The organism is Acidovorax sp. JHL-3 (assembly GCF_000526295.1).
Lineage (GTDB): Bacteria > Pseudomonadota > Gammaproteobacteria > Burkholderiales > Burkholderiaceae_C > Acidovorax > Acidovorax defluvii.
The window spans coordinates 2,453,994-2,480,121 of the sequence record NZ_JAFU01000001.1; the positions used below are offsets into that span (position 1 = coordinate 2,453,994).

22 protein-coding genes are annotated in these 26,128 nt (G+C 65.4%); 17 read left to right on the plus strand and 5 right to left on the minus strand.

The genetic code is table 11. The features are described 5' to 3' along the window. Nucleotides 1-142 precede the first annotated feature (142 nt). From K226_RS0111535 to K226_RS0111545, 3 genes are read left to right on the plus strand one after another with little or no spacing between them, the layout of a single operon-like run. On the plus strand, nucleotides 143-925 hold the full coding sequence (locus K226_RS0111535) for an SDR family oxidoreductase (protein WP_024814957.1): 783 nt from the start codon (nucleotides 143-145) through the stop codon (nucleotides 923-925). Then, complete coding sequence (locus K226_RS0111540) at nucleotides 915-1,841, plus strand: DMT family transporter (RefSeq protein WP_024814958.1); 927 nt, start codon at nucleotides 915-917, stop codon at nucleotides 1,839-1,841. Before K226_RS0111535 ends, K226_RS0111540 begins: the two co-directional genes overlap by 11 nt. Next, nucleotides 1,838-2,260: a thioesterase family protein gene (locus K226_RS0111545; protein ID WP_024814959.1), complete on the plus strand. Its 423-nt coding sequence runs from the start codon at nucleotides 1,838-1,840 to the stop codon at nucleotides 2,258-2,260. The genes K226_RS0111540 and K226_RS0111545 overlap by 4 nt, the downstream gene beginning before the upstream one ends. A gap of 63 nt (nucleotides 2,261-2,323) precedes the next feature. Here the strand turns inward: K226_RS0111545 and K226_RS0111550 are convergent, their stop codons facing one another. Both K226_RS0111550 and K226_RS0111555 read right to left on the minus strand, forming a co-directional pair. Next, the gene (locus K226_RS0111550) at nucleotides 2,324-2,908 is read right to left on the minus strand and encodes a peroxidase-related enzyme (RefSeq protein WP_024814960.1); all 585 of its coding nucleotides are present in this window, start codon (nucleotides 2,906-2,908) and stop codon (nucleotides 2,324-2,326) included. Between the two features lie 50 nt (nucleotides 2,909-2,958). Beyond that, nucleotides 2,959-3,732 carry an IclR family transcriptional regulator gene (locus tag K226_RS0111555; protein ID WP_035241745.1) on the minus strand — a complete coding sequence of 258 codons (774 nt, stop codon included), beginning with the start codon at nucleotides 3,730-3,732 and terminating at the stop codon, nucleotides 2,959-2,961. A 297-nt stretch (nucleotides 3,733-4,029) separates the two neighbouring features. Here K226_RS0111555 and K226_RS0111560 point away from each other — a divergent pair, with 297 nt between their 5' ends. From K226_RS0111560 to K226_RS0111580, 5 genes are all read left to right on the plus strand, one after another. Next, nucleotides 4,030-4,965, plus strand: coding sequence for a tripartite tricarboxylate transporter substrate binding protein (locus K226_RS0111560; RefSeq protein ID WP_024814962.1), 936 nt, complete (start codon nucleotides 4,030-4,032; stop codon nucleotides 4,963-4,965). Nucleotides 4,966-5,163: 198 nt separating this feature from the next. Beyond that, on the plus strand, nucleotides 5,164-5,850 hold the full coding sequence (locus tag K226_RS0111565; protein WP_024814963.1) for an RraA family protein: 687 nt from the start codon (nucleotides 5,164-5,166) through the stop codon (nucleotides 5,848-5,850). After that, on the plus strand, nucleotides 5,847-6,788 hold the full coding sequence (locus K226_RS0111570) for an NAD(P)-dependent oxidoreductase (RefSeq protein ID WP_024814964.1): 942 nt from the start codon (nucleotides 5,847-5,849) through the stop codon (nucleotides 6,786-6,788). The genes K226_RS0111565 and K226_RS0111570 overlap by 4 nt, the downstream gene beginning before the upstream one ends. 72 nt (nucleotides 6,789-6,860) lie before the next feature. Further along, nucleotides 6,861-7,817: a tripartite tricarboxylate transporter substrate binding protein gene (locus K226_RS0111575; protein WP_024814965.1), complete on the plus strand. Its 957-nt coding sequence runs from the start codon at nucleotides 6,861-6,863 to the stop codon at nucleotides 7,815-7,817. A 3-nt stretch (nucleotides 7,818-7,820) separates the two neighbouring features. Beyond that, on the plus strand, nucleotides 7,821-8,777 hold the full coding sequence (locus K226_RS0111580) for an amidohydrolase (RefSeq protein ID WP_024814966.1): 957 nt from the start codon (nucleotides 7,821-7,823) through the stop codon (nucleotides 8,775-8,777). Here the strand turns inward: K226_RS0111580 and K226_RS0111585 are convergent, their stop codons facing one another. After that, a complete protein-coding gene (locus K226_RS0111585; protein ID WP_024813185.1) occupies nucleotides 8,778-9,917 on the minus strand; it encodes an IS481 family transposase in 1,140 nt (379 codons plus the stop codon). A gap of 101 nt (nucleotides 9,918-10,018) precedes the next feature. Between K226_RS0111585 and K226_RS0111590 the strand changes: the two genes are divergently transcribed. The 3 genes from K226_RS0111590 (at nucleotide 10,019) to K226_RS0111600 (ending at nucleotide 13,920) form a co-directional block, all read left to right on the plus strand. Then, entirely contained in the window at nucleotides 10,019-10,936 is a 918-nt protein-coding gene (locus tag K226_RS0111590; RefSeq protein ID WP_024814967.1) for an SMP-30/gluconolactonase/LRE family protein, read from the plus strand. Nucleotides 10,937-11,242: 306 nt separating this feature from the next. Continuing rightward, nucleotides 11,243-13,396 carry a catalase/peroxidase HPI gene (gene katG, locus K226_RS0111595; protein ID WP_024814968.1) on the plus strand — a complete coding sequence of 718 codons (2,154 nt, stop codon included), beginning with the start codon at nucleotides 11,243-11,245 and terminating at the stop codon, nucleotides 13,394-13,396. Between the two features lie 128 nt (nucleotides 13,397-13,524). Next, on the plus strand, nucleotides 13,525-13,920 hold the full coding sequence (locus K226_RS0111600) for a carboxymuconolactone decarboxylase family protein (protein ID WP_024814969.1): 396 nt from the start codon (nucleotides 13,525-13,527) through the stop codon (nucleotides 13,918-13,920). 26 nt (nucleotides 13,921-13,946) lie between these two features. On the opposite strand, the gene K226_RS0111605 is transcribed toward K226_RS0111600, so the two are convergent. After that, nucleotides 13,947-14,492, minus strand: a complete 546-nt coding sequence (locus K226_RS0111605) for a PAS and helix-turn-helix domain-containing protein (protein WP_024814970.1) — start codon at nucleotides 14,490-14,492, stop codon at nucleotides 13,947-13,949. Nucleotides 14,493-14,568: 76 nt separating this feature from the next. On the opposite strand from K226_RS0111605, the gene K226_RS0111610 reads away from it, so the two are divergent. The 6 genes from K226_RS0111610 (at nucleotide 14,569) to K226_RS0111635 (ending at nucleotide 23,306) form a co-directional block, all read left to right on the plus strand. Further along, on the plus strand, nucleotides 14,569-15,276 hold the full coding sequence (locus K226_RS0111610) for a CoA transferase subunit A (protein ID WP_024814971.1): 708 nt from the start codon (nucleotides 14,569-14,571) through the stop codon (nucleotides 15,274-15,276). 2 nt (nucleotides 15,277-15,278) lie between these two features. Further along, nucleotides 15,279-15,917, plus strand: coding sequence for a 3-oxoacid CoA-transferase subunit B (locus K226_RS0111615; RefSeq protein WP_024814972.1), 639 nt, complete (start codon nucleotides 15,279-15,281; stop codon nucleotides 15,915-15,917). 109 nt (nucleotides 15,918-16,026) lie between these two features. Next, on the plus strand, nucleotides 16,027-17,325 hold the full coding sequence (locus K226_RS0111620; RefSeq protein WP_024814973.1) for an HD-GYP domain-containing protein: 1,299 nt from the start codon (nucleotides 16,027-16,029) through the stop codon (nucleotides 17,323-17,325). Nucleotides 17,326-17,637: 312 nt separating this feature from the next. Next, nucleotides 17,638-18,495, plus strand: a complete 858-nt coding sequence (gene imuA, locus K226_RS18920; RefSeq protein ID WP_024814974.1) for a translesion DNA synthesis-associated protein ImuA — start codon at nucleotides 17,638-17,640, stop codon at nucleotides 18,493-18,495. Continuing rightward, a complete protein-coding gene (locus K226_RS0111630; RefSeq protein ID WP_024814975.1) occupies nucleotides 18,458-19,984 on the plus strand; it encodes a DNA polymerase Y family protein in 1,527 nt (508 codons plus the stop codon). The genes imuA and K226_RS0111630 overlap by 38 nt, the downstream gene beginning before the upstream one ends. A 31-nt stretch (nucleotides 19,985-20,015) precedes the next feature. Beyond that, nucleotides 20,016-23,306 carry an error-prone DNA polymerase gene (locus K226_RS0111635; RefSeq protein ID WP_238324221.1) on the plus strand — a complete coding sequence of 1,097 codons (3,291 nt, stop codon included), beginning with the start codon at nucleotides 20,016-20,018 and terminating at the stop codon, nucleotides 23,304-23,306. Between the two features lie 594 nt (nucleotides 23,307-23,900). Here K226_RS0111635 and K226_RS0111640 read toward each other — a convergent pair. After that, a complete protein-coding gene (locus tag K226_RS0111640) occupies nucleotides 23,901-26,087 on the minus strand; it encodes an AsmA family protein (protein ID WP_024814977.1) in 2,187 nt (728 codons plus the stop codon). Between the last annotated feature and the right edge of the window lie 41 nt (nucleotides 26,088-26,128).

The window sequence follows — 26,128 nt, forward strand, 5'->3', positions numbered from 1 at the left end:
AGCGTCTCGTCGGGCGTTTGATAATGGGGTGATTTTCTTCAGGCAGTGCGGCAAAACACTGTCTGGCTGGCGACTGATTGTATTCATGGGAATACACACAATCGAACGATCGTTCTATTTTTGATCCATGGAGAGACTTTAAATGGCTTACAGCATCGATTTGTCCGGCCGCGTGGCCCTGGTGACGGGCGCATCCAGCGGCCTGGGCGCGCAGTTTGCGCGCACCCTGGCCCGCGCAGGCGCTGGCGTGGTGCTGGCCAGCCGCCGGCTGGAAAAGCTCAAGGAGCTGCGCGCCCGCATCGAAGGCGAAGGGGGTGACGCCCATGTCGTTGAACTCGACGTGACCGACCTCGATTCCATCAAGGCCGCCGTGGCCCACGCCGAGACAGAGATGGGGTCCATCGACATTCTGGTCAACAACTCGGGCGTAAGCACCACGCAGCGCATCCAGGATGTGACGCTTGAGGACTACGACTTCATCTTCGACACCAACGTCAAGGGTGCGTTCTTTGTGGCGCAAGAGGTGGGCAAGCGCATGCTGGCGCGCTCGCGCGGCGCGGCGCCGGGCAGCTTCACGGGCGGGCGCATCATCAACATTGCCTCGATGGCCGGGCTCAAGGTGCTGCCGCAAATCGGCGCCTATTGCATGAGCAAGGCCGCCGTGGTGCAGATGACCCGCGCCATGGCGCTGGAGTGGGGTCGTTTCGGCATCAACGTGAATGCCCTCTGCCCGGGTTACATCGATACCGAAATCAACCACAGCCACTGGCAGACCGAGCAGGGCCAAAAACTCATCTCCATGCTGCCGCGCAAGCGCGTGGGGCAGCCGCAGGACCTGGACGCCCTCATCGTGATGCTGGCCAGCGACCAGAGCCACTTTGTGAATGGCGCCGTGATCGCTGCCGACGACGGCTTTGCGGTCTGAGGCGCCGGCGGGCGCTGGCACCAGCGCCGGCATTCTGGCCGGGCTGGCGGCTGGCGCGCTGTGGGGGCTGTCGTTTGTAGCGCCCCGCATGGCCAGTGGCTTTGCGGCCATGGATGTGACGGCAGGTCGGTTCATCACCTACGGGCTGGTAGCGCTGGGCATGATGGCCTGGGGCCTGCACACCCGCCGCCTGCCCACGCCGCGCCAGTTTGTCGCCGCGCTGATGCTGAGCCTGCTGGGCTTTACCGGCTATTACCTGCTGCTGGTGCTGGCCATTCGAGACATGGGCGTGGCGATGCCGGCGCTCATCATCGGCACCATCCCCGTGTGGGTGATGCTGCTGGGCAAGCCCCAGGGGCTGCGCTGGTCGGCCTTGCTGCCCGGACTGGGGCTGACGGTGGCAGGGCTGCTGCTGATGGCTGATGTTCCTGCCGGGGCGGATGAAGGCGCAAGCCAGGGACTGCATTTTTGGCGCGGCCTGGCATCGGCGGGCGGGGCGCTGGTGAGCTGGACGGCCTTTGCATTGCTGAATGCGGCCTGGCTCAAGCGCCACCCCGAGGTGCGCGCCACCGAATGGGCCAACTGGCTGGGCGTGGCCACCGGGCTGGGAGGGCTGGTGCTGTGGCTGCTGGCAGGCACCCCGGCTGCCGCGCTGGCCGCTACGCCGGGCATCGGCTTTTTTCTGCTGCTGTGCCTGGCCATCGGCTTCGGCTCGAGCTGGCTGGCCACCATCTTGTGGAACCTGGCCAGCCAGCGTCTGTCGGCCAGCCTGTGCGGGCAGCTCATTGTCAGCGAGACTCTCTTTGCGCTGGTTTATTCTTTTGCCTGGGACGGCCACTGGCCCGCGCCCGCGCAGTGGGCGGCCAGTGTGCTGTTCACGCTGGGCATCCTGGCATCCATCAAGGCACACCGATGAAGATCGAAATCCCCGAAGTCAAGAAGCTGGTTTACGAAATGCGCTTTCCCGTGCGCTGGGGCGACATGGACGCCATGGGCCATGTGAACAACACGGTTTACTTTCGCTACCTGGAAACGGCGCGCATCGAATGGATGGTGTCGGTGGGCTGCAACCCGGACCCGAAAGGGCAGGGGCCTGTGATCGTCAATGCGTTCTGCAACTTTTACCGGCAGCTCGAATTTCCGGCGGACGTGCTGCTCAAGTTGTATGTGAGCGACCCTGCGCGCACCACGTTCGAGACCTGGGGCACGATGGAACGCGTGGACCAGCCCGGCGTGGTTTGCGCCGCCGGTGGCGCCACCACCATCTGGGTGGATTTTCCACAGCAAAAAGCTGCCCCGCTGCCCGACTGGATGCGGGCATTGGTCACTGGATGATTTTTGAGTAAAAATGGCCTGTAGCGCTTATGGGTAAAGCGCTATAAGCTATTAAAATAATAGCTATTCGGTGGGCTTTTTGGCTTTGGGCAACCGGCCCATCAGGTAGAACTCGGGGTTGGGCTGCATGCCTGCAAAGCTGGCCATGCGGTTGGACAGGCCAAAAAACGCCGTGATGGCGGCAATGTCCCAGATGTCCTCGTCATCCAGCCCGTGGGCGTGCAGGGCTGCAAAGTCGGCGTCTTCCACTTCGTGTGCGCGCTGGCACACCTTCATTGCAAAGTCGAGCATGGCACGCTGGCGCGGCGTGATGTCGGCCTTGCGGTGGTTCACAGCCACCTGGTCGGCCACGAAGGGTTTCTTTTCGTAGATGCGCAGGATGGCGCCATGGGCCACCACGCAATACAGGCACTGGTTGGCGGCGCTGGTGGCGGTGACGATCATCTCGCGATCACCCTTGGTCAGGCTGCCTTCTTCCTTGAGCATCAATGCGTCGTGGTACGCAAAAAACGCCCGCCACTCGGCCGGGCGCCGCGCAAACGCCAGGAACACATTGGGAATGAAACCTGCTTTTTCTTGCACTTCCACGATGCGTGCGCGGATGTCTTCGGGCAGGGTGCTGAGGTCTGGAAAAGGGTAGCGGTTCACGGCGGTCTCCTGGGGTTGTTGTGGTGGATGCCGCAAGTATCACGGATGCCTCAAGGGTGCCAGTGGGTCGCCCGCACCGGACTCTGGGCGGGTGCTGCCGAATTGCCCGCCAGCGCATACGACAACTGGGCGGCCGCAGCCATCACAGTCTGCGCCAGCGCTTCGAGCTTTTCGGCGGGCAGGCGTGATGCCGGGCCCGAAATGCACACTGAGCCCATCAGCCGCCAGTGCATGCCAAACACGGGCGCTGACACGGTGGCCACGCCCTGTTCGCGCTCACCAATCGACCAGTGGTAGCCCTTCTTGCGGATCTCTTCATAGGCCTTGCCCGGCTCGCCCGAAAACGCCAGGATCACGCGGCCCGGCGAGCCTTTGTCCAGCGGCAGGCCTTCGCCCATGCGTGCGTGGTGGCGCAGCGCCTGCGGGCCTTCCACGCGCACGAGGCAGGTCCGCACATTGCCTTCGCGCACATAAAACGCGGCGCTTTCGCCCGTGGCAAGGGTCAGCTCGCGCAGCGCGGGCTCCAGCACGTTCTGCACGTCAAAACCGGCCTGGTAGCGCGCGCCCAGCCAGCCTGCGGCCGGGCCCAGGCGCCAGTCGCCATCCTCGCGTTGCACCATGAAGCCCGACTGCGCCAGCGTGCGCGCCAGGCGCAGCACGGTGGTCTTGTGCAGGCCGCAGCGGCGGCTCAACTCGGCCAGCGGCAGGCTGGATTCGCCCAGTGCAAAGGCCTCCAGCACCTGCAGTGCGCGCGTGACGGCAATCACGCCGCCGCCCGTGTCTTTGGCGGCGCTGTCTTCCGGTTCGGTGGGCTCCTGCGGCAGGGTCTTGCGGGGTGACGGGGACCTGGCAGGCGAGGGCGCGCTGGCGGCGGCGAGGGGCGAGGGTGGTTTTTTTGGAAAGTTGCTCAAGGTGCAATTCGTTTCATTGTGCGAAACGGCATTGTATGGGTTGAAACACCTGCGTAAAGTCGCGTCCACAGCGCCGGGCCTGCAGCAGCATGTGCAGGGCGGCGCGAAGAACCACCTGCCAGGAGACAATTGCATGCCCGCTTTTTCGCCCCGTTTGCTTCCCCGTGCCCTGGGCGCCCCCTGTGCGCCGCCGTTCTCGGCCTTGTTGCTGTGGCAGCGCCGTTTGCCAGCGCCCACGCGCAAGCCGCGTATCCGAGCAAGCCCATCCGCCTGATCGTCCCGTTCCCTCCCGGCGGAGGCACCGACATGATTGCCCGCACCGTGGCGCAAAAGCTCACGGACCAGAACAAGTGGAACGTGATCGTGGACAACCGCCCCGGCGCGGGCGGCAACCTAGGGGTGGACGCCGCCGCCAAGTCACCGGCCGACGGCTACACGCTCGTCATGGGCCAGACCAGCAACCTGGCCATCAACCCCACGCTGTACCCCAAGCTGCCGTACGACCCGCTCAAGGACCTGGTGCCCGTGGCACTGGTGTCGTCCTCGCCCATCGTCATGGCCGCGCCCATCAACTCACCCTTTAAGAGCTACGCCGATGTGGTGGCGGCCGCCAAGGGCAAGCCCGATGCGCTGACGCTGGGCTATTCGGGCAACGGCACCGTGGCCCACCTGGCCGGGGAGCTGGCCGAAAACGCCGCCGACATCAAGCTGCGCCACATCCCCTACAAGGGCGCGGCGCAGGCCATGACGGACCTGGTGGGCGGGCAGATCGACCTGTACATGTCATCGGTGCCCACGCTGCTGGGCCAGGTGCGCAATGGCAAGCTCAAGGTCATCGCCATCACCTCGGCCAAGCGCTCGCCGCAATTGCCGGATGTGCCCACGCTGGCCGAGTCGGGCTACAAGGGCTTCGAGGCCGTGACCTGGTTCGGCATCCTGGCCCCAGTCGGTACGCCCGCGCCCATCGTGGCACAGCTCAACAAGGCCATCAACGCGGCGCTGCAGCAGCCCGATGTGGCCGACAAGCTGCGCTCGGAAGGCGGTGACGTGCTGGGCGGCACGGCCGAGCAGTTCAGCACGCTACTGAAGGCCGAAGTTCCGCGCTGGGCAAAGATCGTGAAGGACTCGGGCGCCAGCCTGGACTGACGGGCTCATTCTGGGGCCGGTGTGTTCTGGACACCTGCCGGCCCCCCACTTCTTCACCTTTCGATTTCCTCTGCACTTCGTCAGCCGCCACCCCGAGGGGGCTTGTTTTGCTGCAGCACGGGCGTTTTGTACGCGCTGCCCAATTTGCAGTGCATATCTGCACCCCTGTTTCTCAGCTTTCTTTACAAGGATTCCACCATGAGCCAACTCCCTGAAATCATCCGCACCATCGAGCGCGTCAGCGCCGACGTCGTTGCCAAGGCCGCCACGTATCAGGCCGCGATACTGGCCGATGTGGCCGGCCGCCGCGGCACCATGCACGGCCGCGTTGCGCCCGTGCACCAGAGCATGAAGGTGGCAGGCCCCGCCTTTACCGTGGAAGTGCGCCCTGGCGACAACCTCATGATCCATGCCGCTATCGCGCTGGCCCAGCCGGGCGACGTCCTGGTGATCGACGGCAAAGGCGACCAGACGGCGGCCCTCATGGGCACGCTGATGCTCAGCGCCTGCAAGAAGCGCGGCCTGGCTGGGGTGATCGTGGACGCTGCGATTCGCGACAAGCTGGAAATCCTGGAGCTGGACTTCCCCGTGTTCAGCGCGGGCTTTAACCCCGCAGGGCCAACGAAGTATGTGCCGGGCCGCATCAACCACCCTATCTCGGCCGGCGGTGCAACCCTAAACCCGGGCGATCTGGTCGTGGGCGATGCCGACGGCGTGGTCATCATCGAGCGCGAGAAAGCCCCCGCCATGCTGGCCCTGGCCGACAAGAAGGTGGCCGACGAGGCTGCGCGTATCGAGGCGATTGCACGCGGCGACACCGCATCGAAATGGCTGCCTGCTGCGCTACGCGCCGCTGGCGTGCTGAAGGAAGGAGAGGCCCTGTGAGCCCAGCCGCCATCATCGTCACCGGTGCCGACCTGGCACCACAGGCCCTGGACCTGCTCGAGGGCTACCACATCGTTTACGCGGGCAAGACGCCGACAGAGGATGACCTGGTGGCTCTGTGCCGGGCGCACAACCCCGTGGCCATCATTGTGCGCTACGGCAAGGTGGGTGCCGCCGTGATGGATGCGGGCCCCGCGCTCAAGGTCATCTCCAAGCACGGCAGCGGCACCGACACCATCGACAAGGTGGCCGCCCAGGCGCGGGGCATTGAGGTGGTAGCCGCCGTGGGTGCCAACGCTGCCGCGGTGGCCGAGCAGGCGCTGGCGCTGCTGCTGGCCTGCGCCAAGTCGGTGGTGCAGCTCGATGCGCGCATGCACGCCGGCCATTGGGACAAGGCAACGCACAAAAGCCTGGAGCTGGGCGGCCGCACCGTCGGCCTGGTGGGCCTGGGCGCCATTGGCCTGCGCTTTGCGAAGATGGCCGATGCGTTTGGCATGCGCGTGATCGGGTTCGACCCGTTTGCAAAGAACCTGCCGGACTACGTGCAGAGCGTTCCACTCGAAACGATCTGGCGCGAATCGGATGCCATCTCGCTGCACTGCCCGCTGACCGACGAGAACCGCGGCATGCTGAACGCCGCCACGCTGGCGCAATGCAAGCACGGCGTGATCGTGGTGAACACCGCGCGCGGTGGCCTGATCGACGAAGCCGCGCTGCTGGCCGCCGTGCGTTCGGGTCAGGTCATGGCCGCAGGTCTGGATAGCTTTGCGGTGGAACCCATGACGGCCGGTCACCCTTTCCAGGGCGAGCCGCGCTTCATCCTCAGCCCGCACATCGGCGGCGTGACCAGCGATGCCTACGTGAACATGGGCGTGGGCGCGGCGAAGAACCTGCTGGCCGTGCTGGCCCGCACACCGGGCGAATTGGCTGTGGCCTGAGTGCCCCTCGCCCTATATCAAAGCCCAGAAGATTCCCCGACCCCCCCACTGACACTGATACAGGAGACCACCATGTTCCGCTTCTTCAAACCCCTCATCGTCGCTTGTGCCCTGGCATCGGGCCTGGCCCATGCCGCTTTTCCCGAGCGCCCCGTCACCATCGTCGTGCCCTATGCCCCCGGTGGCGCGGCAGACGCCGTGGCCCGCGTGGTGGCCACGCGCCTGGGCGCCAAGCTGGGAACCAGCGTGGTGGTGGATAACAAGGCCGGTGCCAGCGGCACCATTGGCGCCAGCTTTGTGGCCAAGGCCCCGGCCGACGGCTACACCATGCTGTACGACGCCACCCCGCATTCCATCAACCCGCACCTGTTCGCCAAGATGCCGTACGCCAGCACCGCGCTGCAACCGCTGTCGCTGGTGATGCTGGCACCCAACGTGCTCATCGTGAAAGCCGATGCACCCTTCAAGAACGTGGGCGACCTGATCGCCAAAGCCAAGGCGCAGCCCGGAAAAATCAACTTTGCCTCGGGCGGTAGCGGCACGGTGCAGCGCCTGGCGGCCGAACTGTTTCGCCAGCAGCTGGGCCTGGACATGGTGCACGTGCCCTACAAGATCGGCGGCCCGGCCATCGTCGACGTGATGGGTGGGCAGGTGGACTTCATGTTCGGCACTGTGGCCGCGACCTACCCCCATGTGTCGGGCGGCAAGCTGCGCGCGCTGGCGGTGTCGGCACCTGAGCGTTCCAAGCGCCTGCCCGACGTGCCCACGGTGGCCGAGGCTGCCATTCCGGGTTATGAGGCTTATGAGTGGAACGGCATGTTCCTGCCCGCTGGTGTGCCCGCAGCAGCGGCCACCCAACTGCAACAGGCCCTGCAGGAGGTGCTGAAGGAGGACGAGGTGAAGCAGCGCTTGGCCGACATGGGCGCCCAGCCCATCGGCTCCACGCCCGCCGAGTTTGCCGCCTTCCTGAAAAAAGAAGATGCCAAGTGGGGCGAGGTGGTGCGCAAGGGCCAAATCAAGCTGGACTGAGCCATGCCGTGGCCTGAGCTCACCACGCCCGTGCCGCACTCGGTGGGCCTGAGCCGCCCGCAGCGCCCGCCGCCACCCGGCGCATGTGACAGCCACATGCACATCTTCGACGCACACTTTGCGCCTTCGCCCCACTGGCCGCGCACGCCACCCCACGCGCCCGTAGACGCCTATCGGCAGCTGCAGCGGCGCCTGGGAACGGAGCGCGCGGTGGTGGTCACGCCATCCACCTACGGCACCGATAACGCCTGCATGCTCGATGCGCTGGACCAGCTGGGCGACCGTGCGAGGGGTGTGGCCGTGCTGGGCCAGGATGTGGACGCTGACGAATTGGCCCGCCTGGCCGCCCGCCGCGTGTGCGGGCTGCGCGTCAACTTTGTCTCGCCCCAGTCCTGGGGCGCCACCACGCCTGAGATGCTGGCCACATTGGCCCGCAAACTGGCTGCGCACCCGGCCTGCGCGGGCTGGCATGTGCAAATTTTTGCGCACCCCGAGCAGATCGTGGCGATGGCGCCGCAGCTGCAGGCGCTGCCTGTGCCGCTGGTGATCGACCACCTGGGCCGCATCGACCCGACGCAGGGGCCGGAGGCCCTTGCGTATGGCGTGTTGCGTGCGCTGCTGGATGGTGGCAACGCCTGGGTCAAGCTCTCAGGCGCCTACATGCGCTCGGCCATGCACGCCACCGCCTACGCCGATACCCTGCCGCTGGGCCGCGCCCTGGTGCAGGCTGCGCCCGAGCGGCTGGTGTGGGGCAGCGACTGGCCGCACACCACCGAGGCGCCCGGCACCGTCAACGATGCCGATCTGCTGGACCTGCTGCAGGCCTGGGCTGGCAGCGACGCCGTGGCCGATCGCATCCTCGTGGACAACCCGGCGCGACTGTATGGTTTCGATATCCCATCCTTGTATGGACCGGGGACATTGTTAACAGATGTGCGGACACATGGTTTACAGATCTGATTAAACGGCCTCGGTGTCAGCCAGGTCAATTACCAAGCAGCGATGGTGTGCGAAGAACACCTCAAAGCAGCCGTCCTTGTCCTGCTTGGGCCGGATACCCACCTTGTGGCGATGCAGGGCATTGCTCAGCTTGTATCGCTTGCCCCTGAACTTCAGGATCCCGTTCCAGTCGACCGTGCTCACTTCGTCTTCACTGCTGTACTCGGGCAGGCTCAATTGCTCCGGGAACGCTATCTTGCTGGGCCGATAGCACGTGACCGGTGTAGCTCCATGCAGTGCTTGGTGCGGGCGCTGATGGTTGTAGACCGCACGCCAGCGATCCAGCGCCGCCTGTACCCTCTCCAAGCTCTCAAAGCACCGTCCCTTGAGCACCTCGATCTCCAGTGTTCGATGGAAGCGCTCGTCCTTGCCATTGGTTTGCGGGTGGTAGGGTCGGCTGTGACTGACGTGAATGCCCAGTTGTACCAGCCACACGCCCAGTACTGTGAGCTGGCCCGGCGCACTTGGTGAGCCCCAGGGAGCGCCGTTGTCGAAGTTGATCTGCGCGGGCAGGCCATAGCGCCTGAATACTTCTGTCATGTGCGCTTGAACGACCTCGGTGGCAGTCTTGCCGCAGGCCTGCAAAGCCAGGTTAAAGCGCGAGTGATCATCCAGCATGGTCAGCGGCGAACAGCGCCCCTGAAGAGTCTGAAAGTGACCCTTGAAGTCGGCTTGCCACAGTGCGTTGGGCTCTTCACGTTCGAACCGCTGCCAGGGCTTGGCCGCTTCGCTGGCCTCGGACGTGATCAGGCCGTGGCGGCGCAGGATGGAGGTGGCGGTGCTGGGAGCCACACAGGGCCCACCCAGATGCTGCAAACGCCAGCTGATCTTGCGCCCGCCCCACGAGGGGTGCTCGGTGCGTACCGCGATGACGGCCGCCTCTACCTGCGGTGAGGAGCTGCTTGGACTGTTGCGGGGCCTGCGCGATCGATCTACCAGCCCCTCACTGCCTTGCTCTTCAAAGCGATTGAGCCACTTGTACGCGGTTGGGGCACTGATGCCAAAGCGTCGGCACAGCTCACGCACGTTGGCCCCTTCTTGCCTTGCCAGCTCAACGAATTCCTGTCTCAGGTTCATGGTGTTGCAAGCCTTCCATGGCATATAGACCTCCGGCGAAGTTCACCGAAAGTGTTAACCATGTCCTCGCACACCTGTTAACAATGTGCCCGGTCCATACACCATCCTGAATCCGAGAGACCCTCATGTTTTTGCTGCACCCTCCCCAGGTTCGTGAACTGGAAGTCTTCACGACCATGCCCGAGCATTTCCGACGCCGCGAGCGCAGCGTCTGGGCCGACGCCAATCGCGGCGGCATCATCACCGATTCGTTCCTCGAAGGCCCGGTTTTCGACAGCGCGGGCCATCTGTACGTGACCGACATCCCGTGGGGCCGCATCTTCCGCATCGACCCGCAGGGCGCCTGGTCGCTCGTCGCCGAGTACGACGGCGAGCCCAACGGCATGAAGTTCATGGATGCCGGCACGCTGCTCATCACCGACTACAAGAACGGGCTGGTGCGCCTGGACGTGGCCACAGGGGTCATTACACCCTACCTGGAGCGGCGCAATAGCGAACGCTTCAAGGGCGTGAACGACTTGGTCTTCGATGCCGATGGCAACCTGTATTTCACCGACCAGGGCCAGAGCGGCCTGCACGACCCCAGCGGCCGCCTGTACCGCCTGCGTCCCAATGGCCAGCTTGACCTGTTGCTGGCCAACGTGCCCAGCCCCAACGGCGTGGCCCTGTCGCCCGATGGCCGCGTGCTGTACCTGGCGGTGACGCGGGGCAACTGCGTGTGGCGGGTGCCGCTGCTGCGCGATGGCAGCGTGGCCAAGGTGGGGCAGTTCTTCACCTCCCATGGCCCCAGCGGTCCGGACGGCCTGGCGGTGGATGCAACAGGCCGCCTGCTGGTGGCCAATCCGGGCCTGGGCTACGTGTGGGTTCTGAACCATCGGGCCGAGCCGGAATGCGTGTTGCGCGGCCCCACCGGGGCCTCCACCACCAATCTGGCTTTCGGCGGAGAAGGGAACAGGGTGGTGTACGTCACCGACTCGACGCACGGCCAACTCCTGCACGCGGATCTGGACACACCGGGCCTGCGATTGACTTGGCCACGCTGAGCAGCGGTTGCAGCGGGTCTCGGAAAGAAGGGCGGACTATCAAAACAGCAGCAGCCCGCCCTTGATTACGCTGTTTCCTGTGATGTCTGCTTTTGAGATCCCAACGGGTAAGGCGCAGGCGGCTATCGAAAACAGTGCGATCACGGGCGTAATACTGCCCTCTCTACGGCTATCTTATTTGTGAAGAATTTAATAAAAAACTATCGATGAATTTGTATTAATTGACTTATTGATTCGAAGGTCACTCCCTATCATCTGGCTTGCAATTCGCCATAACGGCCTTACACGCAAGACAAGGAGCGCTACATGACCGAAGAATCCAAATGCCCATTCCACGCCGCTGGTGCCAGCAGCAGCCGCACCAGCCGTGACTGGTGGCCGAATCAGTTGCGCGTGGATTTGCTGAACCAGCATTCCGAGCGCTCCAACCCCCTGGGCGAGAAATTCAACTACGCCGAAGAGTTCAAGAAACTCGACTACTCCGCGCTCAAGGCCGATCTGAAGGCGCTGCTGACCGATTCGCAGGACTGGTGGCCCGCCGACTGGGGCACATACGCCGGCCTGTTCATCCGCATGGCATGGCACAGCGCGGGCACCTACCGCACGGTGGATGGCCGTGGCGGCGCCGGCCGTGGCCAGCAGCGTTTTGCCCCGCTCAACAGCTGGCCCGACAACGTGAGCCTGGACAAGGCGCGCCGCCTGCTGTGGCCGGTCAAGCAAAAGTATGGGCAAAAAATCTCGTGGGCCGACCTGATGATCCTGGCCGGCAATGTGGCGCTGGAAAACTCCGGCTTTCGCACCTTTGGCTTTGCCGCCGGCCGCGAAGATGTGTGGGAGCCCGACATGGACGTGAACTGGGGCGATGAGAAAGCCTGGCTCACCCACCGCAGCCCCGAGGCCTTGGCCAAGAACCCGCTGGCCGCCACCGAAATGGGCCTGATTTACGTCAACCCCGAAGGCCCCAACGCCAGTGGCGACCCGCGCTCGGCCGCAGCGGCCATCCGCGCCACCTTTGGCAACATGGCCATGGACGATGAAGAAATCGTGGCGCTGATCGCTGGTGGCCACACGCTGGGCAAAACCCACGGTGCCAGCGCGGCCAGCCATGTGGGTGTGGACCCCGAGGCGGCGCCCATCGAGCAGATGGGGCTGGGCTGGACCAGCAGCCACGGCAGCGGCAGTGGCGCCGACGCCATCACCTCCGGCCTGGAGGTGGTGTGGACCCAGACCCCCACCCAGTGGAGCAACAACTTTTTCGAGAACCTGTTCAAGTTCGAATGGGTGCAGACGCGCAGCCCGGCCGGGGCCATCCAGTTCGAGGCCAAGGACGCGCCCGAGATCATTCCCGACCCGTTTGATCCCGCCAAGAAGCGCAAGCCCACGATGCTGGTCACCGACCTGACGCTGCGCTTTGACCCCGGGTTCGAGAAAATCTCGCGCCGTTTCCTGAACGACCCGCAGGCGTTCAACGAGGCCTTCGCCCGCGCCTGGTTCAAGCTCACCCACCGCGACATGGGCCCCAAGGCGCGTTACATGGGCCCCGAAGTTCCGAAGGAAGAATTGGTCTGGCAAGACCCGCTGCCCGCGCCGCTGCACAAGCCCACGGCTGCAGACATTGCCGACCTGAAAGCAAAAATCGCGGCCTCGGGCCTGTCGGTGAGCGAACTGGTGTCGGTGGCCTGGGCGTCGGCCTCCACGTTCCGCGGCGGCGACAAGCGCGGCGGTGCCAACGGTGCGCGCCTGGCGCTGGCCCCGCAAAAGGACTGGGCGGTGAACGCCATCGCTGTGGGCGTGCTGCCCCAATTGCAAGCCATCCAGCAGGCGTCCGGCAAGGCATCGCTGGCCGATGTGATCGTGCTCGCCGGTGTGGTGGGCGTGGAGCAGGCCGCCAAGGCGGCGGGCGTGTCGGTGCAAGTGCCGTTTGCCCCCGGCCGGGTCGATGCGCGCCAGGACCAGACCGATGTTGCGTCCTTTGACGTGATGGAGCCGGTGGCCGATGGCTTGCGCAACTACCGCCGCGTTGCCAGCGGCCCCGCAACCGAAGAACTGTTGCTCGACAAGGCCCAGCAACTGACCCTCACGGCGCCGCAGCTGACAGCCCTGGTGGGTGGTCTGCGCGTGCTGGGCGCTAATTACGACGGCAGCCAGCACGGCGTGTTCACCAACAAGGTGGGCGTGCTCTGCAACGACTTTTTCGTCAACCTGCTGGACATGGGCACCGTCTGGAAGGCAGTGGACGAAACGGCACAGGTGTTTGAAGGCCGCGACCGCAAGACTGGCGCGGCCAAATACACCGCCACCCGCAACGACTTGGTGTTTGGCTCCAACTCGGTGCTGCGCGCCCTGGCCGAGGTGTATGCCAGCGCCGATGCCCAGGAAAAGTTCGTGCGCGACTTCGTCGCGGCCTGGACCAAGGTGATGAACCTGGACCGCTTCGACCTGGCTGAAACAACTGCCTAACGTCTGAGGGTCTTGATAACGCCACCTGTCTGGCCCGCCATGGGCCGGGCAGGTGGCGTTCTGCTTTTCAGACGGGCGGGGCGGCTAACATGGCAGCCCTTTTTCTCAAGCCGCAATGGAGAGCCCGCATGACCCAACCCCCATCCACCAAAGACTTCGACAAAGGCCTGGCCACGCGCAAGCAGGTCATGGGCGAGGACTTCGTGGCCAATGCCTTTGGCAATGCCACGCCCTTCACCCAGCCGATTCAGGAATTCATTACCCGCAATGCCTGGGGCGATGTGTGGCAGCGCCCAGGGCTGGACATGAAAACCCGCAGCCTGATCACCGTGGCGTTTCTCACGGTGCTGGGCAAGCAGCACGAGCTCAAGGGCCATGTGCGTGGTGCGATCAACAATGGCGCCACGGTGCAAGAGATTCAGGAAGTGCTGCTGCACGCCAGCATTTACTGCGGCCTTCCGGCAGCAGTAGAAGCTTTTCGCACCGCATCCGAGGTGGTGGACGGCAGCGGCAAGAAGCCCTGACGGCGGAAACTGCGGGTGGTGTGGAGCTAGCTACCGGCCACCAGCTTGTGCACCAGATCGGCGGCGGTGGAGGCGTTGTACTTGCGCATCAGGCGGGCGCGGTAGATTTCCACGGTGCGGTGGCTGATCTCCAGGGCTTTGCCGATTTCCTTGGAGGTCAGGCCTTCCAGCAGTTTGGCCGCCACTTCGCGCTCGCGCCCGGTGAGCTCGGCCTTGACGGTGCGCTGCGAGCTGAGGTCTTCAAAGCTCCAGATACCCGATTCGTGGGGTGCTTGGCGGTTGAGGGCCCGGCCGGACACATGGCACCAGAACACTTCACCGTTGGCCCGTTTCATGATGCGGTTGTCGGCGTAGTGGCCCTTGGCGTTCAGGATGGGTTCCATGTGTGCACCGAGGCGTTCGTACTCGTCGGCACTGGGGTAGAGAATCTGAAAGGATTGCCCGATCAGCACCTCGCGCGAGGCCCCAAACATTTCGCAGACTTGCCTGTTGCAGTCCATCATGGTGCGGTTGCGTGAAAGCACCAAACCCACGGGAGCAAATTCAAAGGCCAGTCTGTAATCAACGTCCATAGTGCAAATCTTTACGGGGTACTACTTATAAGTCTACGTAGTATCGTAGCGTATCCAATCTATCAAGGAGAGCGTGGTGAAAAAGTTATTTCCTTCTGCAGCCAAGGCCCTTGAGGGCGTGGTTGCCGATGGCCAGTTGCTGGCCGTGGGTGGCTTCGGCCTGTGCGGTATTCCCGAGGCATTGATCGATGCACTGCGCGATACCGGGGTGAAGAACCTCACGGTAATTTCCAACAACGCCGGTGTGGATGGCTTTGGCCTGGGCAAGCTGCTCGAAACGCGCCAGATCAAGAAAATGATTTCGTCTTATGTGGGCGAGAACAAGGAGTTCGAGCGCCAGTACCTGGCCGGCGAACTGGAGTTGGAGTTCACACCCCAGGGCACGCTGGCCGAAAAGCTGCGTGCCGGTGGCGCCGGCATTCCGGCCTTCTTCACCAAGACCGGCGTGGGCACCATCGTGGCCGATGGCAAGGAGCTGCGTGAGTTCGATGGCGAAACCTATGTGATGGAGCGCTCGCTGGTGCCCGATGTTTCGCTGGTCAAAGCCTGGCGCGCCGACCAATCGGGCAACCTGCAGTTTCGCCTGACGGCACGCAACTTCAACCCCGCCGTGGCCATGGCCGGAAAGCTGTGCATCGTGGAGGTGGAAGAGGTGGTGGAAACGGGCGCGATCGACCCCGACCAGATCCATCTGCCCGGCATCTATGTGCACCGCATCGTGCACAACGCCCACCCTGAAAAGCGCATCGAGAAAAGAACCGTCACAGAGAAAGCAGGAGCCTGACCATGCCTTGGACCCAAGACCAGATGGCCGCCCGTGCGGCCCAAGAACTCGAAGACGGTTTCTATGTAAACCTGGGCATCGGCATTCCCACGCTGGTGGCCAACTTCACCGGCGACAAGGAAGTGTGGCTGCAGTCCGAGAACGGCATGCTGGGCATCGGCCCGTTTCCCACCGAAGACAAGGTGGACGCCGACCTCATCAACGCCGGCAAGCAGACCGTGACCACCATTCCCGGCTCGTCCATTTTTGGCAGCCACGACAGCTTTGCCATGATCCGTGGCGGCAAGATCAACCTGTCCATTTTGGGTGCCATGCAGGTCAGCGAGCAGGGCGACCTGGCCAACTGGATGATCCCCGGCAAGATGGTCAAGGGCATGGGCGGCGCCATGGACCTGGTCGCTGGCGTCAAGCGCGTGATCGTGCTCATGGAGCATGTGGCGCGCAAGAAAGACGGCACCGAGGACATGAAGATCCTGCCCCAGTGCACGCTGCCGCTCACGGGTGTGGGCGTGGTGGACCGCATCATCACCGACCTGGCCGTGATGGACGTGACGCCGCTGGGCCTCAAGGTGGTGGAGCTGGCGCCTGGCGTGACGTTTGACACGCTGCAGTCCAAAACGGGTGTCACGCTGCTGCAGTGAGGGCAGAGCTTGACTTCACTCAAGAAGGGCCCGCGCAAGCGGGCCTTTTGCCAGCGAAGTCCGACCGCTATGGTCTTATATTCAAGGCAGTCCCATTTGAAGTTTCCGCATGACTGATCCATTTTTGGCGGCCACTGCCCCTGACAGCCCGCACTACCTGCGTGCGCTCACCGACATGGCCGACCGGCGTGCGGTGGTAACCCAGGACGCCATCTATACCGACAACGGCATCAAGCTGGTGGAAAAAGGGGCCCGCATCGACAGCCGCCTTTACGACCGGCTGGTGCAGCACAAGCTGCGCGAACCCATCGATCGGCACCTCACGGTCGAGAATGCGGTGGATGTGCCGGCGCTGATTGCAGCCGGGCAGGATCTGGCCGAACAGGGCGTCTTGCCCCAGATGCTGGCGCAGGCCCTGGGTTCTGCAGGCAAGCTGCTGGCGCCTTTGCGCTCCGTGTCTCTGCCCGATCCTGTTGCCTTCAAACTCACCGTCATGCGCGACCAGCGGCCAGGCCTTTTCGAGCACAGCCTGCAAATGATGATGGTGGCCGTTTTTCTGGGGCTGAAAAGTGGCCTGAGCGAACGTGATTGCGTGCCGCTGGCCGCTGCCGCGCTGCTGCATGACGCCGGTGTGCTGCACATGGATCCCTCCTGGATGGACCCCCTCAACAAGGTCACGGGTGTGCAGCGCAAGCATTTGGTGGCCCATCCCATCACCTCGATGCTGATGCTCAAGGATGCCGGCGTTTATCCCCGATCGGTGGAGATTGCCGTGCTAGAGCACCACGAGCGCATGGATGGCAGCGGTTATCCGCGCGGCTTGCCTGGGGCGGAAATTTCGCCCATGGGGCGCATCCTGCTGCTGGCCGAGGTGGTGACGGCCTTCTACGAAAAATACACCGACATGCCCGCCCAGCGGTTGTCTCTGGTGCTGCGCCTGAACCACCGCAAGTTCCCGGCCGCACTGGTGGCCCATGTACTGCCCCTGCTGCAGGAAGACGTGGCGCGCGATTCCGCCCTGATGCCCCTGGGCGCCGACGCGCCGGTGCAAATCGATACCCTGGCGGGCGCCTTTGAGCAATGGGAGCAGCTCAAGGCGGCATTGCCCCCCGCCGCCAGGCAAGTGCCGGGCAGTGTGTTCGCCTTTGCCGATATCCGGCTGCAGGCACTGCAAAAGGCGCTGATCGAAGCCGGATCCCACCCTCGGCAGCAAGGCGATCTGCTTGAACAGCTGCAAGGCGACGCCTTGGGGTTGGCCGAAGTCGCTCTGGTAGGGCGCGAAGCGCTGTGGCAGCTACAAAGCATCGTCAACGCCTGCTACCGCCGCTGGCCCCAGCTGACGGATCGCGCCAGCCCTGCGGATGCGGCAGTGGCCGACTGGTGTGATTGGGCGATGCGCAAGTTGTAGCCGTCAGCCTTTCGGAAACACGGTTGCCATGGTTCGCCCAGAACCGTGGGCGGCTGTCACGACAAACCAACTGGGGGCGGCAGAGTTGCCCTGTGCCAATGCGCCGGGGCATGGTCATGGATGGCCGCCTTGCGACGGGACCAGGGCGTGCGTTCACCTGCTGCTGTCTTGCGGGCGCCATGGTGGCACTTTCTTCGTTGGGCGCAGGCAAGAAGGGCCGACCGCCCAAAACCCTGTGGCAAGTTTTGGCCCACGATTCAAAATACTGGTTATATTTACAGTGTTTTCGTTTTCTGAAGCCCCTGTACCACCATGCCTGCACCACGCCCCCATCTGCGGGTTGCGTTCGACCTGCCTTCTGCCGTGCCCGGTGTCTGGCATGCGGACGCATTGGGTGCGGGCTCGCAGCCAGCGCAGCCCACGGGATACGCGCTGCTCGATGCCCAGCTGCCAGGCGGTGGCTGGCCCGTGGGGGCCTTGAGCGAGGTATTGCAACCCATGGCGGGCCTGCACGAATGGCAGCTGGTGTTGCCCGCACTGGCGCAGGCAGCGGCCCGGCGCGTGGGGTGCGTGGTGGTGGTGGCGCCACCGTGTGAACCTTTTGTCCCGGCACTCAAGGCGCAGGGGCTTTTGGCAGAGCGCTTGTGCGTGGTGCGTGCCGACAACGCCAAGGCTGCGCTCTGGGCGGCCGAGCAGGCGCTGCGCTGCCGTGAAGTGCTGGCTGTCATGGCCTGGTTGCCCCAGGCGCAATCTGCCGCCTTGCGCAGGTTGCAGCTGGCAGCGGCACAACAGCAGCAGCTGCTGTGGGTGTTTCGCCCGGCCAGTGCAGCACCGCAGGCATCGCCCGCCTTGCTGCGGCTTCAGGTGCAGGGGCTGGCCCTGCCGGGGGATACCGTCATATCGCCCGGCATGCAGGTGCAGATCCTCAAGCGCCGGGGCCCGCCCCTGGTGCAGGGGCTGGATCTGCCGGGCTGCCACCCCCGTCTGGCACAGGTGCTGGCGGCGCAGGCCGAGCGGCGGCGCGCTGCGCAGGTGGTGGCCCGTGCAACGGTGGTGCGCCACAGCCCCGCACAAGCATTGCCGCTGCGCCTGGCACCAAGGACTCTGAGGGCCATGCCAGAGAGGAAAGACCATGCACTGGATCGCGCTGCCGTTGCCCTGGTGCGATGAGCCCGCGGCAATTCCGGGCGCTGCCATGCAAGCGGCGGCGACGGGCTGGTGGGCCTTGCGCTTTACGCCGCGCGTGGCGCTGGTGGATGGCGAAGCGGTGTTGCTGGAGGTGTCCACCACCGAGCGGCTCTGGGGCGGGCGCGATGCCTTGCTGGCGCAGGTGCTGCAGGCCTGGGCCGATGCATCGGTCGGGCTGCCGGATCACCCAGCCACCCGGGAGGCGGGGGTACCACCGCCTGGCACGCAGGCGGTGTGGGGCTGCGGGCCGACAGCCCTGGTAGCGCAGGCCTGGCTGCGCATGGCGCAGGCCGGGCGTGCGCCATCAGGGCACAACGTGGAGGGCTTGCCTTTGCACACGCTGACCGCCCTGCGCCCGCATGTGGCCAGCCTGGAGCGCATGGGTTGCCGAACTTGGGGGGGCCTGCGGGCGCTGCCGCGTGCCGGGGTGGCCCGGCGTTTTGGTGCCAAGGTACTGAGGGTGCTGGATCAGGCCCTGGGCGATGCCCCCGAAGCCCATGCCTGGCTGGAGCTGCCCGAGCAGTTTGCGCTGACCGCCGAGCTGCCTGCACTGGCCGAGTCGGCCGATGCGCTGCTCTGGAGTGTCAGCCGCTGCCTCACGGCCCTGCAGGGCTGGCTGCAGGCGCGCCAGCAGGGCGCACTGGCGCTGGAGCTGGCCTGGCGCCACGACCTGCGGCGCATTGATGGCGTGGCAATTGCCCCCACGCAGGCCCTGCCGGTGCGCACCGCCCAAGCCACGCAAGACATGGCGCACCTGCGGCGCCTGCTGTCTGAAAACCTGGCGCGCACAACACTGGCGGCACCGGTCAACCAGATCACGCTGCGCCTGCTCGAATCCGCCCCGCTGCCGCACCGAAGTGCCAGTTTGCTGCCGTCCGGGGATGGCGTGGGCGGTGGCCGTGACGACCCGGGTGGAGCACCCGGCGAGGCCTTGCACCAGTTGCTTGAGCGCCTGTCGGCCCGCTTGGGGGCCGACCATGTGGTGGCCCCCGTGCTGCAGGCCGACCACCGGCCCGAACGCATGCAGCAGTGGTGCCCTGCGGCCGAGGTGCTGGGCCAGAATCGAGCGCACACCGGCGTCCAAAACACCGGTACAAAAGCCCCCGATGCCACCCTGTGGCCCACCTGGCTGCTGCGCCCACCCCGGCGGCTGGCGGTGCAGGGCAACCGCCCCTGCCACCACGGCGTGCTGCGCCTGCTGGCGGGGCCGCACCGGTTCGAGGCGGGCTGGTGGTCGGCCGAGGACGAGGGCGCTGGCGACCCGGGCAATGCCTGCGCTGGCCTGGCGCTGCGCGACTATTTTGTGGCGCATAACGATGTGGCGGGGTTGGTGTGGGTGTTTCGTGAGCGGTTGGCACCGCAGCCAGGCGGTGCGGTGCAAAAGGACGCGACGCAAAAGGACGCAACGCAAAAGGGCGCGATGACGGCCGCGCAGCCGCACCGCTGGTTCCTGCACGGCATTTTTGGGTGAGACCATGGCGTCTTCCTCCATGCCGTCCGCAATGTCCGCTCCATCCGGGGGCGCCATGCCATCGCCTGCGCCCTTGCCGGGCTATGCCGAGCTGCATTGCCTGTCCAACTTCAGTTTTCAGCGCGGTGCCTCCCATCCCAAGGAACTGGTGGCCCGTGCCGCCCAACTGGGTTACCAGGCCCTGGCGCTGACCGATGAGTGCTCGGTGGCGGGCGTGGTGCGCGCCTGGGAGGCGGCCCAGGAGTGCGACGTGCACCTCATCGTGGGCAGCGAGTTTGTGTGGGGCGACCTGCGGCTGGTGGCCCTGGCGCGGGATGCGCAGGGGTGGGGCAACCTGTGCGAATTCATCACCGCGGCCCGTGCGGCAGCGCCCAAGGGGCAATACCACGTAGGCCCCGGCAGCCCCTTCAGCCTTCTGCAGGGGTGCGAGCTGCTGCTGGCCCCGTGCCGCGAGCGCATGGATGCTTCTGATTTCGTAGCTGTCAGCGCTTGCCTATCAAGCGCTAGAGCCCAATTTTGCTTAAATTTTGACGGCCACCTCTGGCTGGCGGTAGAGCTGCATCTGGCCCCCGACGACAGCCTGTGGCTGGCCACGCTGCAGCGTGCGGGCGCGGCGCTGGGCCTGCCGCTAGTTGCGGCGGGCGACGTGCACATGCACGCCCGCTCGCGCAAGCCGCTGCAGGACGTGATCACGGCCGTGCAGCGTGGGTGCAGCGTGGCCGAATGCGGCTTTGCCCTGCAGCCCAATGCCGAGCGCCACCTGCGCCAGCGCGTGCGCCTGGCAGGCATCTACCCGCCCGAGCTGCTGGCCGCCACGCTCACGGTGGCAGCGCGCTGCACTTTCAGCCTGGGCGAGATCCGCTACCAGTACCCACTGGAGACCGTGCCCTCCGGCATGACGCCGGCCCAGGCCTTGGCCTGGCTGGCACAAGAGGGGGCCATGGGCCGCTATCCGCAAGGGGTGCCCGACTGGATTGCCGCACAGATCCGCAAGGAGCTTGCGCTGATTGCGCACTGCCAGTACGAGATGTACTTCCTCACAGTGCACGACATCGTGCGCTTTGCGCGCAGCCAGGGCATCCTGTGCCAGGGGCGGGGCTCGGCCGCCAACTCGGTCGTCTGCTATGTGCTGGGTATCACGGCAGTGAATCCCGAGGATTCGCACCTGCTGTTCGAGCGCTTCATCAGCAAAGAGCGCAGCGAGCCGCCCGACATCGACGTGGACTTCGAGCACGACCGGCGCGAGGAGGTCATCCAGTACATCTATGCCAAATACGGCCGCGAGCGCGCCGCCATTACCGCCGTGGTCGCCACCTACCGCACGCGCAGCGCCCTGCGCGATGTGGGCAAGGCGCTGGCCGTGGCGCCCGCCTTGGTGGATGCCTTTGCCAAAGACCACCACTGGTTTGACGAAGGCATTGCTGCCGACCGTCTGCAAGAGCTGGCGAAAGGCCTGGGGGTGCCGCTGCACCGGCACACCGCCGCGCTGTGGCTGGAGCTGGCCGCGCAGCTCAAGGGGTTTCCGCGCCACCTGAGCCAGCATGTGGGTGGCTTCGTGCTCACCCAGGGCAAGCTCACGCGCCTGGTGCCGGTGGAGCCCGCCAGCATGGAGGGCCGATCCGTCATCCAGTGGGACAAGGACGACCTGGACACCATGGGGCTGCTCAAGGTCGATGTGCTGGCGCTGGGCATGCTCAGCGCGCTGCGCCGCTGCCTCCAGCTGCGTGCCGTGCTGCGCGGCGAGCCATGGGGGCTGGCCGATATCCCCCGCGAAGATGCGGCCACCTACGACATGATCTGTGCCGCCGACACCGTGGGCGTGTTCCAGATCGAAAGCCGCGCGCAGATGAGCATGCTGCCGCGCCTGCAGCCGCGCGTGTTCTACGACCTGGTGGTCCAGGTGGCCATCGTGCGCCCCGGCCCCATCCAGGGCGGCATGGTGCACCCCTACCTGCAGGCGCGCGAGCGGCGGCGGCACGGCCAGCCGCTGGAGCTGGAAAAACCCGAACTCGAAGCCGCCCTGGCGCGCACGCTGGGCGTGCCCATCTTTCAGGAACAGGTGATGCAGATCGCCATGATCGCGGCGGGCTTTGGCCCCGGCATGGCCGACGACCTGCGCCGGTCCATGGCCGCCTGGAAGCGCAAGGGCGGCGTGCACCGGTTCGAGCGCCCGCTGATCGGCGGCATGGAGGCACGCGGCTACCGCACCGAATTCGCACAGGCTATTTTTCAGCAGATGCTGGGCTTTGGCGAATACGGCTTTCCTGAAAGCCACGCCCACAGCTTTGCGCTGCTGTCTTATGCCAGCAGCTGGCTCAAGTGCCACGAACCCGCGTGTTTTCTGGCGGCGCTGCTCAATTCACTGCCCATGGGTTTTTACAGCGCTTCGCAACTGGTGCAAGACGCGCGCCGCCACGGCGTGCGCGTGCTGCCCATTGATGTGCTGGCCAGCCACTGGGATTGCACCCTCGAAGGCCCGTTGGCCGCCGTGCCGGGCGTGGCACTGCCCCAGCCCGCTGTGCGCCTGGGGCTGCGGCTGGTCAGTGGCCTGGCCACCGCTGCGGGCCAGCGGCTGGTGCAGATCCGGCAAGCGCTGCACGACGCGGCCGTGGCGGGCAAGCCAGGCGCTGCACCCGCACCCGCGCTTGCGCCCGAATTCGTGCCTGCCACATGTTTCACCAGCACCGAAGACCTGGCCTTACGTGCGCAACTGAGCCAGCAAGACCTGCAGGCCTTGGCCGCAGCCGATGCGCTGGCCAGCCTCTCGGGCCACCGCCGTCAACAAATGTGGGATGCCGCTGCGCAGCACACCGCACCTGCCTTGTGGCGCGATGTGCCCGTGCACGAAGTGCCGCTGGCGCTGCCCGCTGCGCACGAGGGCGAGGAAATCGTCTTCGACTATGCAGCCACCGGTCTCACCCTGCGTCGCCACCCGCTGGCCCTGCTGCGCCCGCGCCTGGCCCGCTGGCGCCTGCAGACCGCACTGCAGCTGCACAGCGCACCCAACGGCCGCAAGGTGCGCGCCTGCGGCATCGTCACCATGCGCCAGCGCCCCGGCACGGCCAAGGGCACGATGTTTGTCACGCTCGAAGACGAGACCGGCCCCGTCAACGTGATCGTGTGGCCCGCACTGGTGGAGCATTGGCGTCAGCCACTACTGGGTGCGCGCCTGCTGGCGGTGGAGGGCGTGTGGCAGTGCAGCCCCCATGGGCCCGACGGCCAGGCCGTGGTGCGCCACCTGGTGGCCCAGCGCTTCAAAGACCTCACGCCCCTGCTGGGGCGCATGGCGCAGGCGTTGCAGGGCAGCCGGGATTTTCATTGAACCCGGAAGCGGCAGCTGGATGCGCCCGCCGGCGCCCAGAGCGCGGCAATGCCGGGTGCATAGCGCTTCACCCATCAGGTGAAGGCCATCGAAATCAACAACGATAAATTTCGTGCGGCTGGGCAAAGGGTACGAAGCGGTCAACTGCCGTTTGCAGGTTGAACGCAGGCCATGGAGCCTCATGAGGGTTTGAACCTAAAAACCGCAGTTGGATGCGCCTGCCAGTGCCATGATCGGCGTGCCAGGCAAGACGCGACGAGGCAGCGCACTCCTGTGCGCAACGAGGAGCAACGCCGCATGGCGCGTCGAGCATGGTGCTGGCAGGTGCATAGCGCAATCACCCAAAAGGTGAACGTTCCAAAGAGATACAAAGCAAGTTTTCACAGGGCCTATCCAGGGATTGCAAGCGGTCAACTGCGATTTTTAGGTTGAAGCATCGCTGCAAGCGTTTGCCATCCTGGCTGCCGTCAGTGGCATACCGCCTTTTTCAAGGTTTTAATGAAAATGGCCTATAGCGCTTATGAATAAAGCGCTAGCAGCTATCAAAAAATGAGTTATCTAGGCGCCGGCATAGCGCCGTGTTGCGGGCGATTTTCAGCGCGGCGCAGGGCGTGCAGGCGCTGCGGGCTTGCCCGCACGGCCCGCCTTGACCGGTTGTGTGGCCTGCGCCAGCAGGGGGGCGCACTGCGTATCGTCGTCGGCGCCCGGCACTGTCACGGGCAGCAGCGCCAGCGCTGCCGGGGCCACCACTGCCGCCGCGATCGCCGCGCCTGCGCGCAGCAGCAGCGGGCCGGGTTCCACACCTACATCGGGATTGGCAAAGCTGCCGCGCACATACAGCGGGGTGCGCAGCGAGAAGAACTTCCACTGCAGCGATTCGGGTTTGATGTGCAGGTTAAGGCGCTCATGGGCCATGTCGATGGTGCCGCTGGCGTCCACAATGGCCTCGTTGGTGCTGAGCTTGCCGGTGCGCACGGTGGCCACGCCGTCGCGCACGGCCAGGTCGGCCACGGCGCAACGCAATTGCACCTCTTTGTCGTTGCCAAACAGCTTGGCCACCACGACGCTGCCCACGTTGAGCGCGGCGCGGTTGAGCAGTTCGCGGCTCAGGGTGCCGTCGCGCACATACAGGCGGGCTTCGCCGCTGCTGGTGCCCAGCCATTGCGCCACCGAGGTGCCCTTGCCGTTGAGCGCCATCGCGCCATCGAGCCGGCCGAGGCTTTTTTTGGTGAGTTCGACCTCGGGGAAGAGCGAGGCCAGCCGCAGGTTCTGCACGCGGGTATCCATGTGCACGGTCAGTGGTGTGTTGCGGCTGTCCAGCACCACCTTCGATTCGATCTTGCCCTTGGCCACGCCGAAATGCAGCGGGTCCAGGCGCAACACCGCATCGCTGAGCAGGGCATGCACGCTGAGGTCTTCGAGCGGCAGGCTGCCCTGCCGGACCACGCGCTGCCCCGCAAATTTCAGGTCCATGTCCATGGCATTCCACCGGTCGGTGGCAAACGGGGCATCGGGCAGCACCTTGCCGCCGCGGCCGGCCTTGGCAGAAGTTGTGGTGGCCGTGCCAAGCACCGGGCCCAGGTCTGCCAGGCGCAGCTGCCGGGATGTGACGCTGCCCGAGAGCTTGCCGCGCGGCGCACCCGAAACAAAGCGCAGGTTGCCATGCAGATCGCTCTGGCCCACGGTGCCGGTGAAGTCGCGGTAGTCCCACACCGCCCGGCCAGGTTGCAGGCTGCCCTGCAGCTGACCCTTGGTCTGAAAAGCGGGCGTATTGGGCAGCACCAGGCCGGTCAGCGCATACAGGTCGGCCATGCTGGCGCCCTTGAGCATCACCTGCAGATTCATGCCCGACAGCGCGCCCGGGTTGGCCAGAATGCCCTCTACCGCGGTTTCCACACTGCCGGCCTTGGCGGTGAATTGCAGGGGGTAGTTCACCTCCTTGTCGCGCAGCGTGAGCACGGGGCCTGCCTTGCCCTGGCCCTCGATGCGGGCCTTGCCCAGCGTGCCTTTCAGGTCAAAGCGCACGCCATAGACCGGGGCCGCGGCTGGGCTGGCAGTTGAGGATGCGGTCGCCGAGGCGGGCATTGCCGGGCCTTCGGTTTCAGTGGCTGGTGCAGCTTCGTTGATGGTGTCGATGTGCGCGCTCAGGTTCAGGTCTCTGCCCGCATCCGCGTAGGCAAGCTGGCCCTTGCGCACCACCAGCCGATCAATGCTGACCGTCCAGCGCGGCGTGGTGTCGCCGAGAGCGCGCTGGGGCTCAAAGGTCCAGTTGTTGCGGCCGTCGTCGAGGCGGGCCAGGGCGATGTCGGGGCCGGTGAGTTCGAGGGTGTCGATGGCCACCTCGCGCGCCAGCAGGGGCAAGATGTGCAGCGATGCGCGTGCCATCTCGGCCCGGGCCATGGGCCGGGGCTCGGCTGCCTTGCCGGGGCGGGCAAAACCGGCTGGGTCTTGCATGACCAGTTGCGTGCCTTGCACCGTGACACCAGGCACCCAGCGGCGCCAGCCATCGTCCAACGTTTGCGGCCACTGCCAGGTGGCCGAGAGATCGCCTTCCACTGCAACGTGGCGGCCTGTGGCGTCGCTCAGGGTCTGGTTCAGCCAGGGTTTTGCGCGGTTCCAGTCAAGCTGGGTGAGCACGATGCCGCCAATCACCAACAGCCCGACCAAGCCGCCTGCCAGGCCCAGCGCCAAGCGCTGCCCTCTAGCGCGTCGCGATGGCGTCACGGGCTTTGAGGGGGCCGATGCCGGCACGGTGTTGGTATCAGTCTGGGGTTCTGTCATGGAGAAGCCATGCTAGCCCGCAGCGTGCGCTTTTTGGACGA

Coding starts and splice junctions, on each gene's coding strand:
- K226_RS0111640 (WP_024814977.1), bottom strand. CDS start 26,087: ATGACAGAACCCCAGACTGATACCAACACCGTGCCGGCATCGGCCCCC.
- K226_RS0111600 (WP_024814969.1), top strand. CDS start 13,525: ATGACCCAACCCCCATCCACCAAAGACTTCGACAAAGGCCTGGCCACG.
- K226_RS0111565 (WP_024814963.1), top strand. CDS start 5,164: ATGAGCCAACTCCCTGAAATCATCCGCACCATCGAGCGCGTCAGCGCC.
- K226_RS0111580 (WP_024814966.1), top strand. CDS start 7,821: ATGCCGTGGCCTGAGCTCACCACGCCCGTGCCGCACTCGGTGGGCCTG.
- K226_RS0111535 (WP_024814957.1), top strand. CDS start 143: ATGGCTTACAGCATCGATTTGTCCGGCCGCGTGGCCCTGGTGACGGGC.
- K226_RS0111605 (WP_024814970.1), bottom strand. CDS start 14,492: ATGGACGTTGATTACAGACTGGCCTTTGAATTTGCTCCCGTGGGTTTG.
- K226_RS0111630 (WP_024814975.1), top strand. CDS start 18,458: ATGCACTGGATCGCGCTGCCGTTGCCCTGGTGCGATGAGCCCGCGGCA.
- K226_RS0111585 (WP_024813185.1), bottom strand. CDS start 9,917: ATGCCATGGAAGGCTTGCAACACCATGAACCTGAGACAGGAATTCGTT.
- K226_RS0111545 (WP_024814959.1), top strand. CDS start 1,838: ATGAAGATCGAAATCCCCGAAGTCAAGAAGCTGGTTTACGAAATGCGC.
- K226_RS0111590 (WP_024814967.1), top strand. CDS start 10,019: ATGTTTTTGCTGCACCCTCCCCAGGTTCGTGAACTGGAAGTCTTCACG.
- K226_RS0111615 (WP_024814972.1), top strand. CDS start 15,279: ATGCCTTGGACCCAAGACCAGATGGCCGCCCGTGCGGCCCAAGAACTC.
- K226_RS0111635 (WP_238324221.1), top strand. CDS start 20,016: ATGTCCGCTCCATCCGGGGGCGCCATGCCATCGCCTGCGCCCTTGCCG.
- imuA (WP_024814974.1), top strand. CDS start 17,638: ATGCCTGCACCACGCCCCCATCTGCGGGTTGCGTTCGACCTGCCTTCT.
- K226_RS0111575 (WP_024814965.1), top strand. CDS start 6,861: ATGTTCCGCTTCTTCAAACCCCTCATCGTCGCTTGTGCCCTGGCATCG.
- K226_RS0111620 (WP_024814973.1), top strand. CDS start 16,027: ATGACTGATCCATTTTTGGCGGCCACTGCCCCTGACAGCCCGCACTAC.
- katG (WP_024814968.1), top strand. CDS start 11,243: ATGACCGAAGAATCCAAATGCCCATTCCACGCCGCTGGTGCCAGCAGC.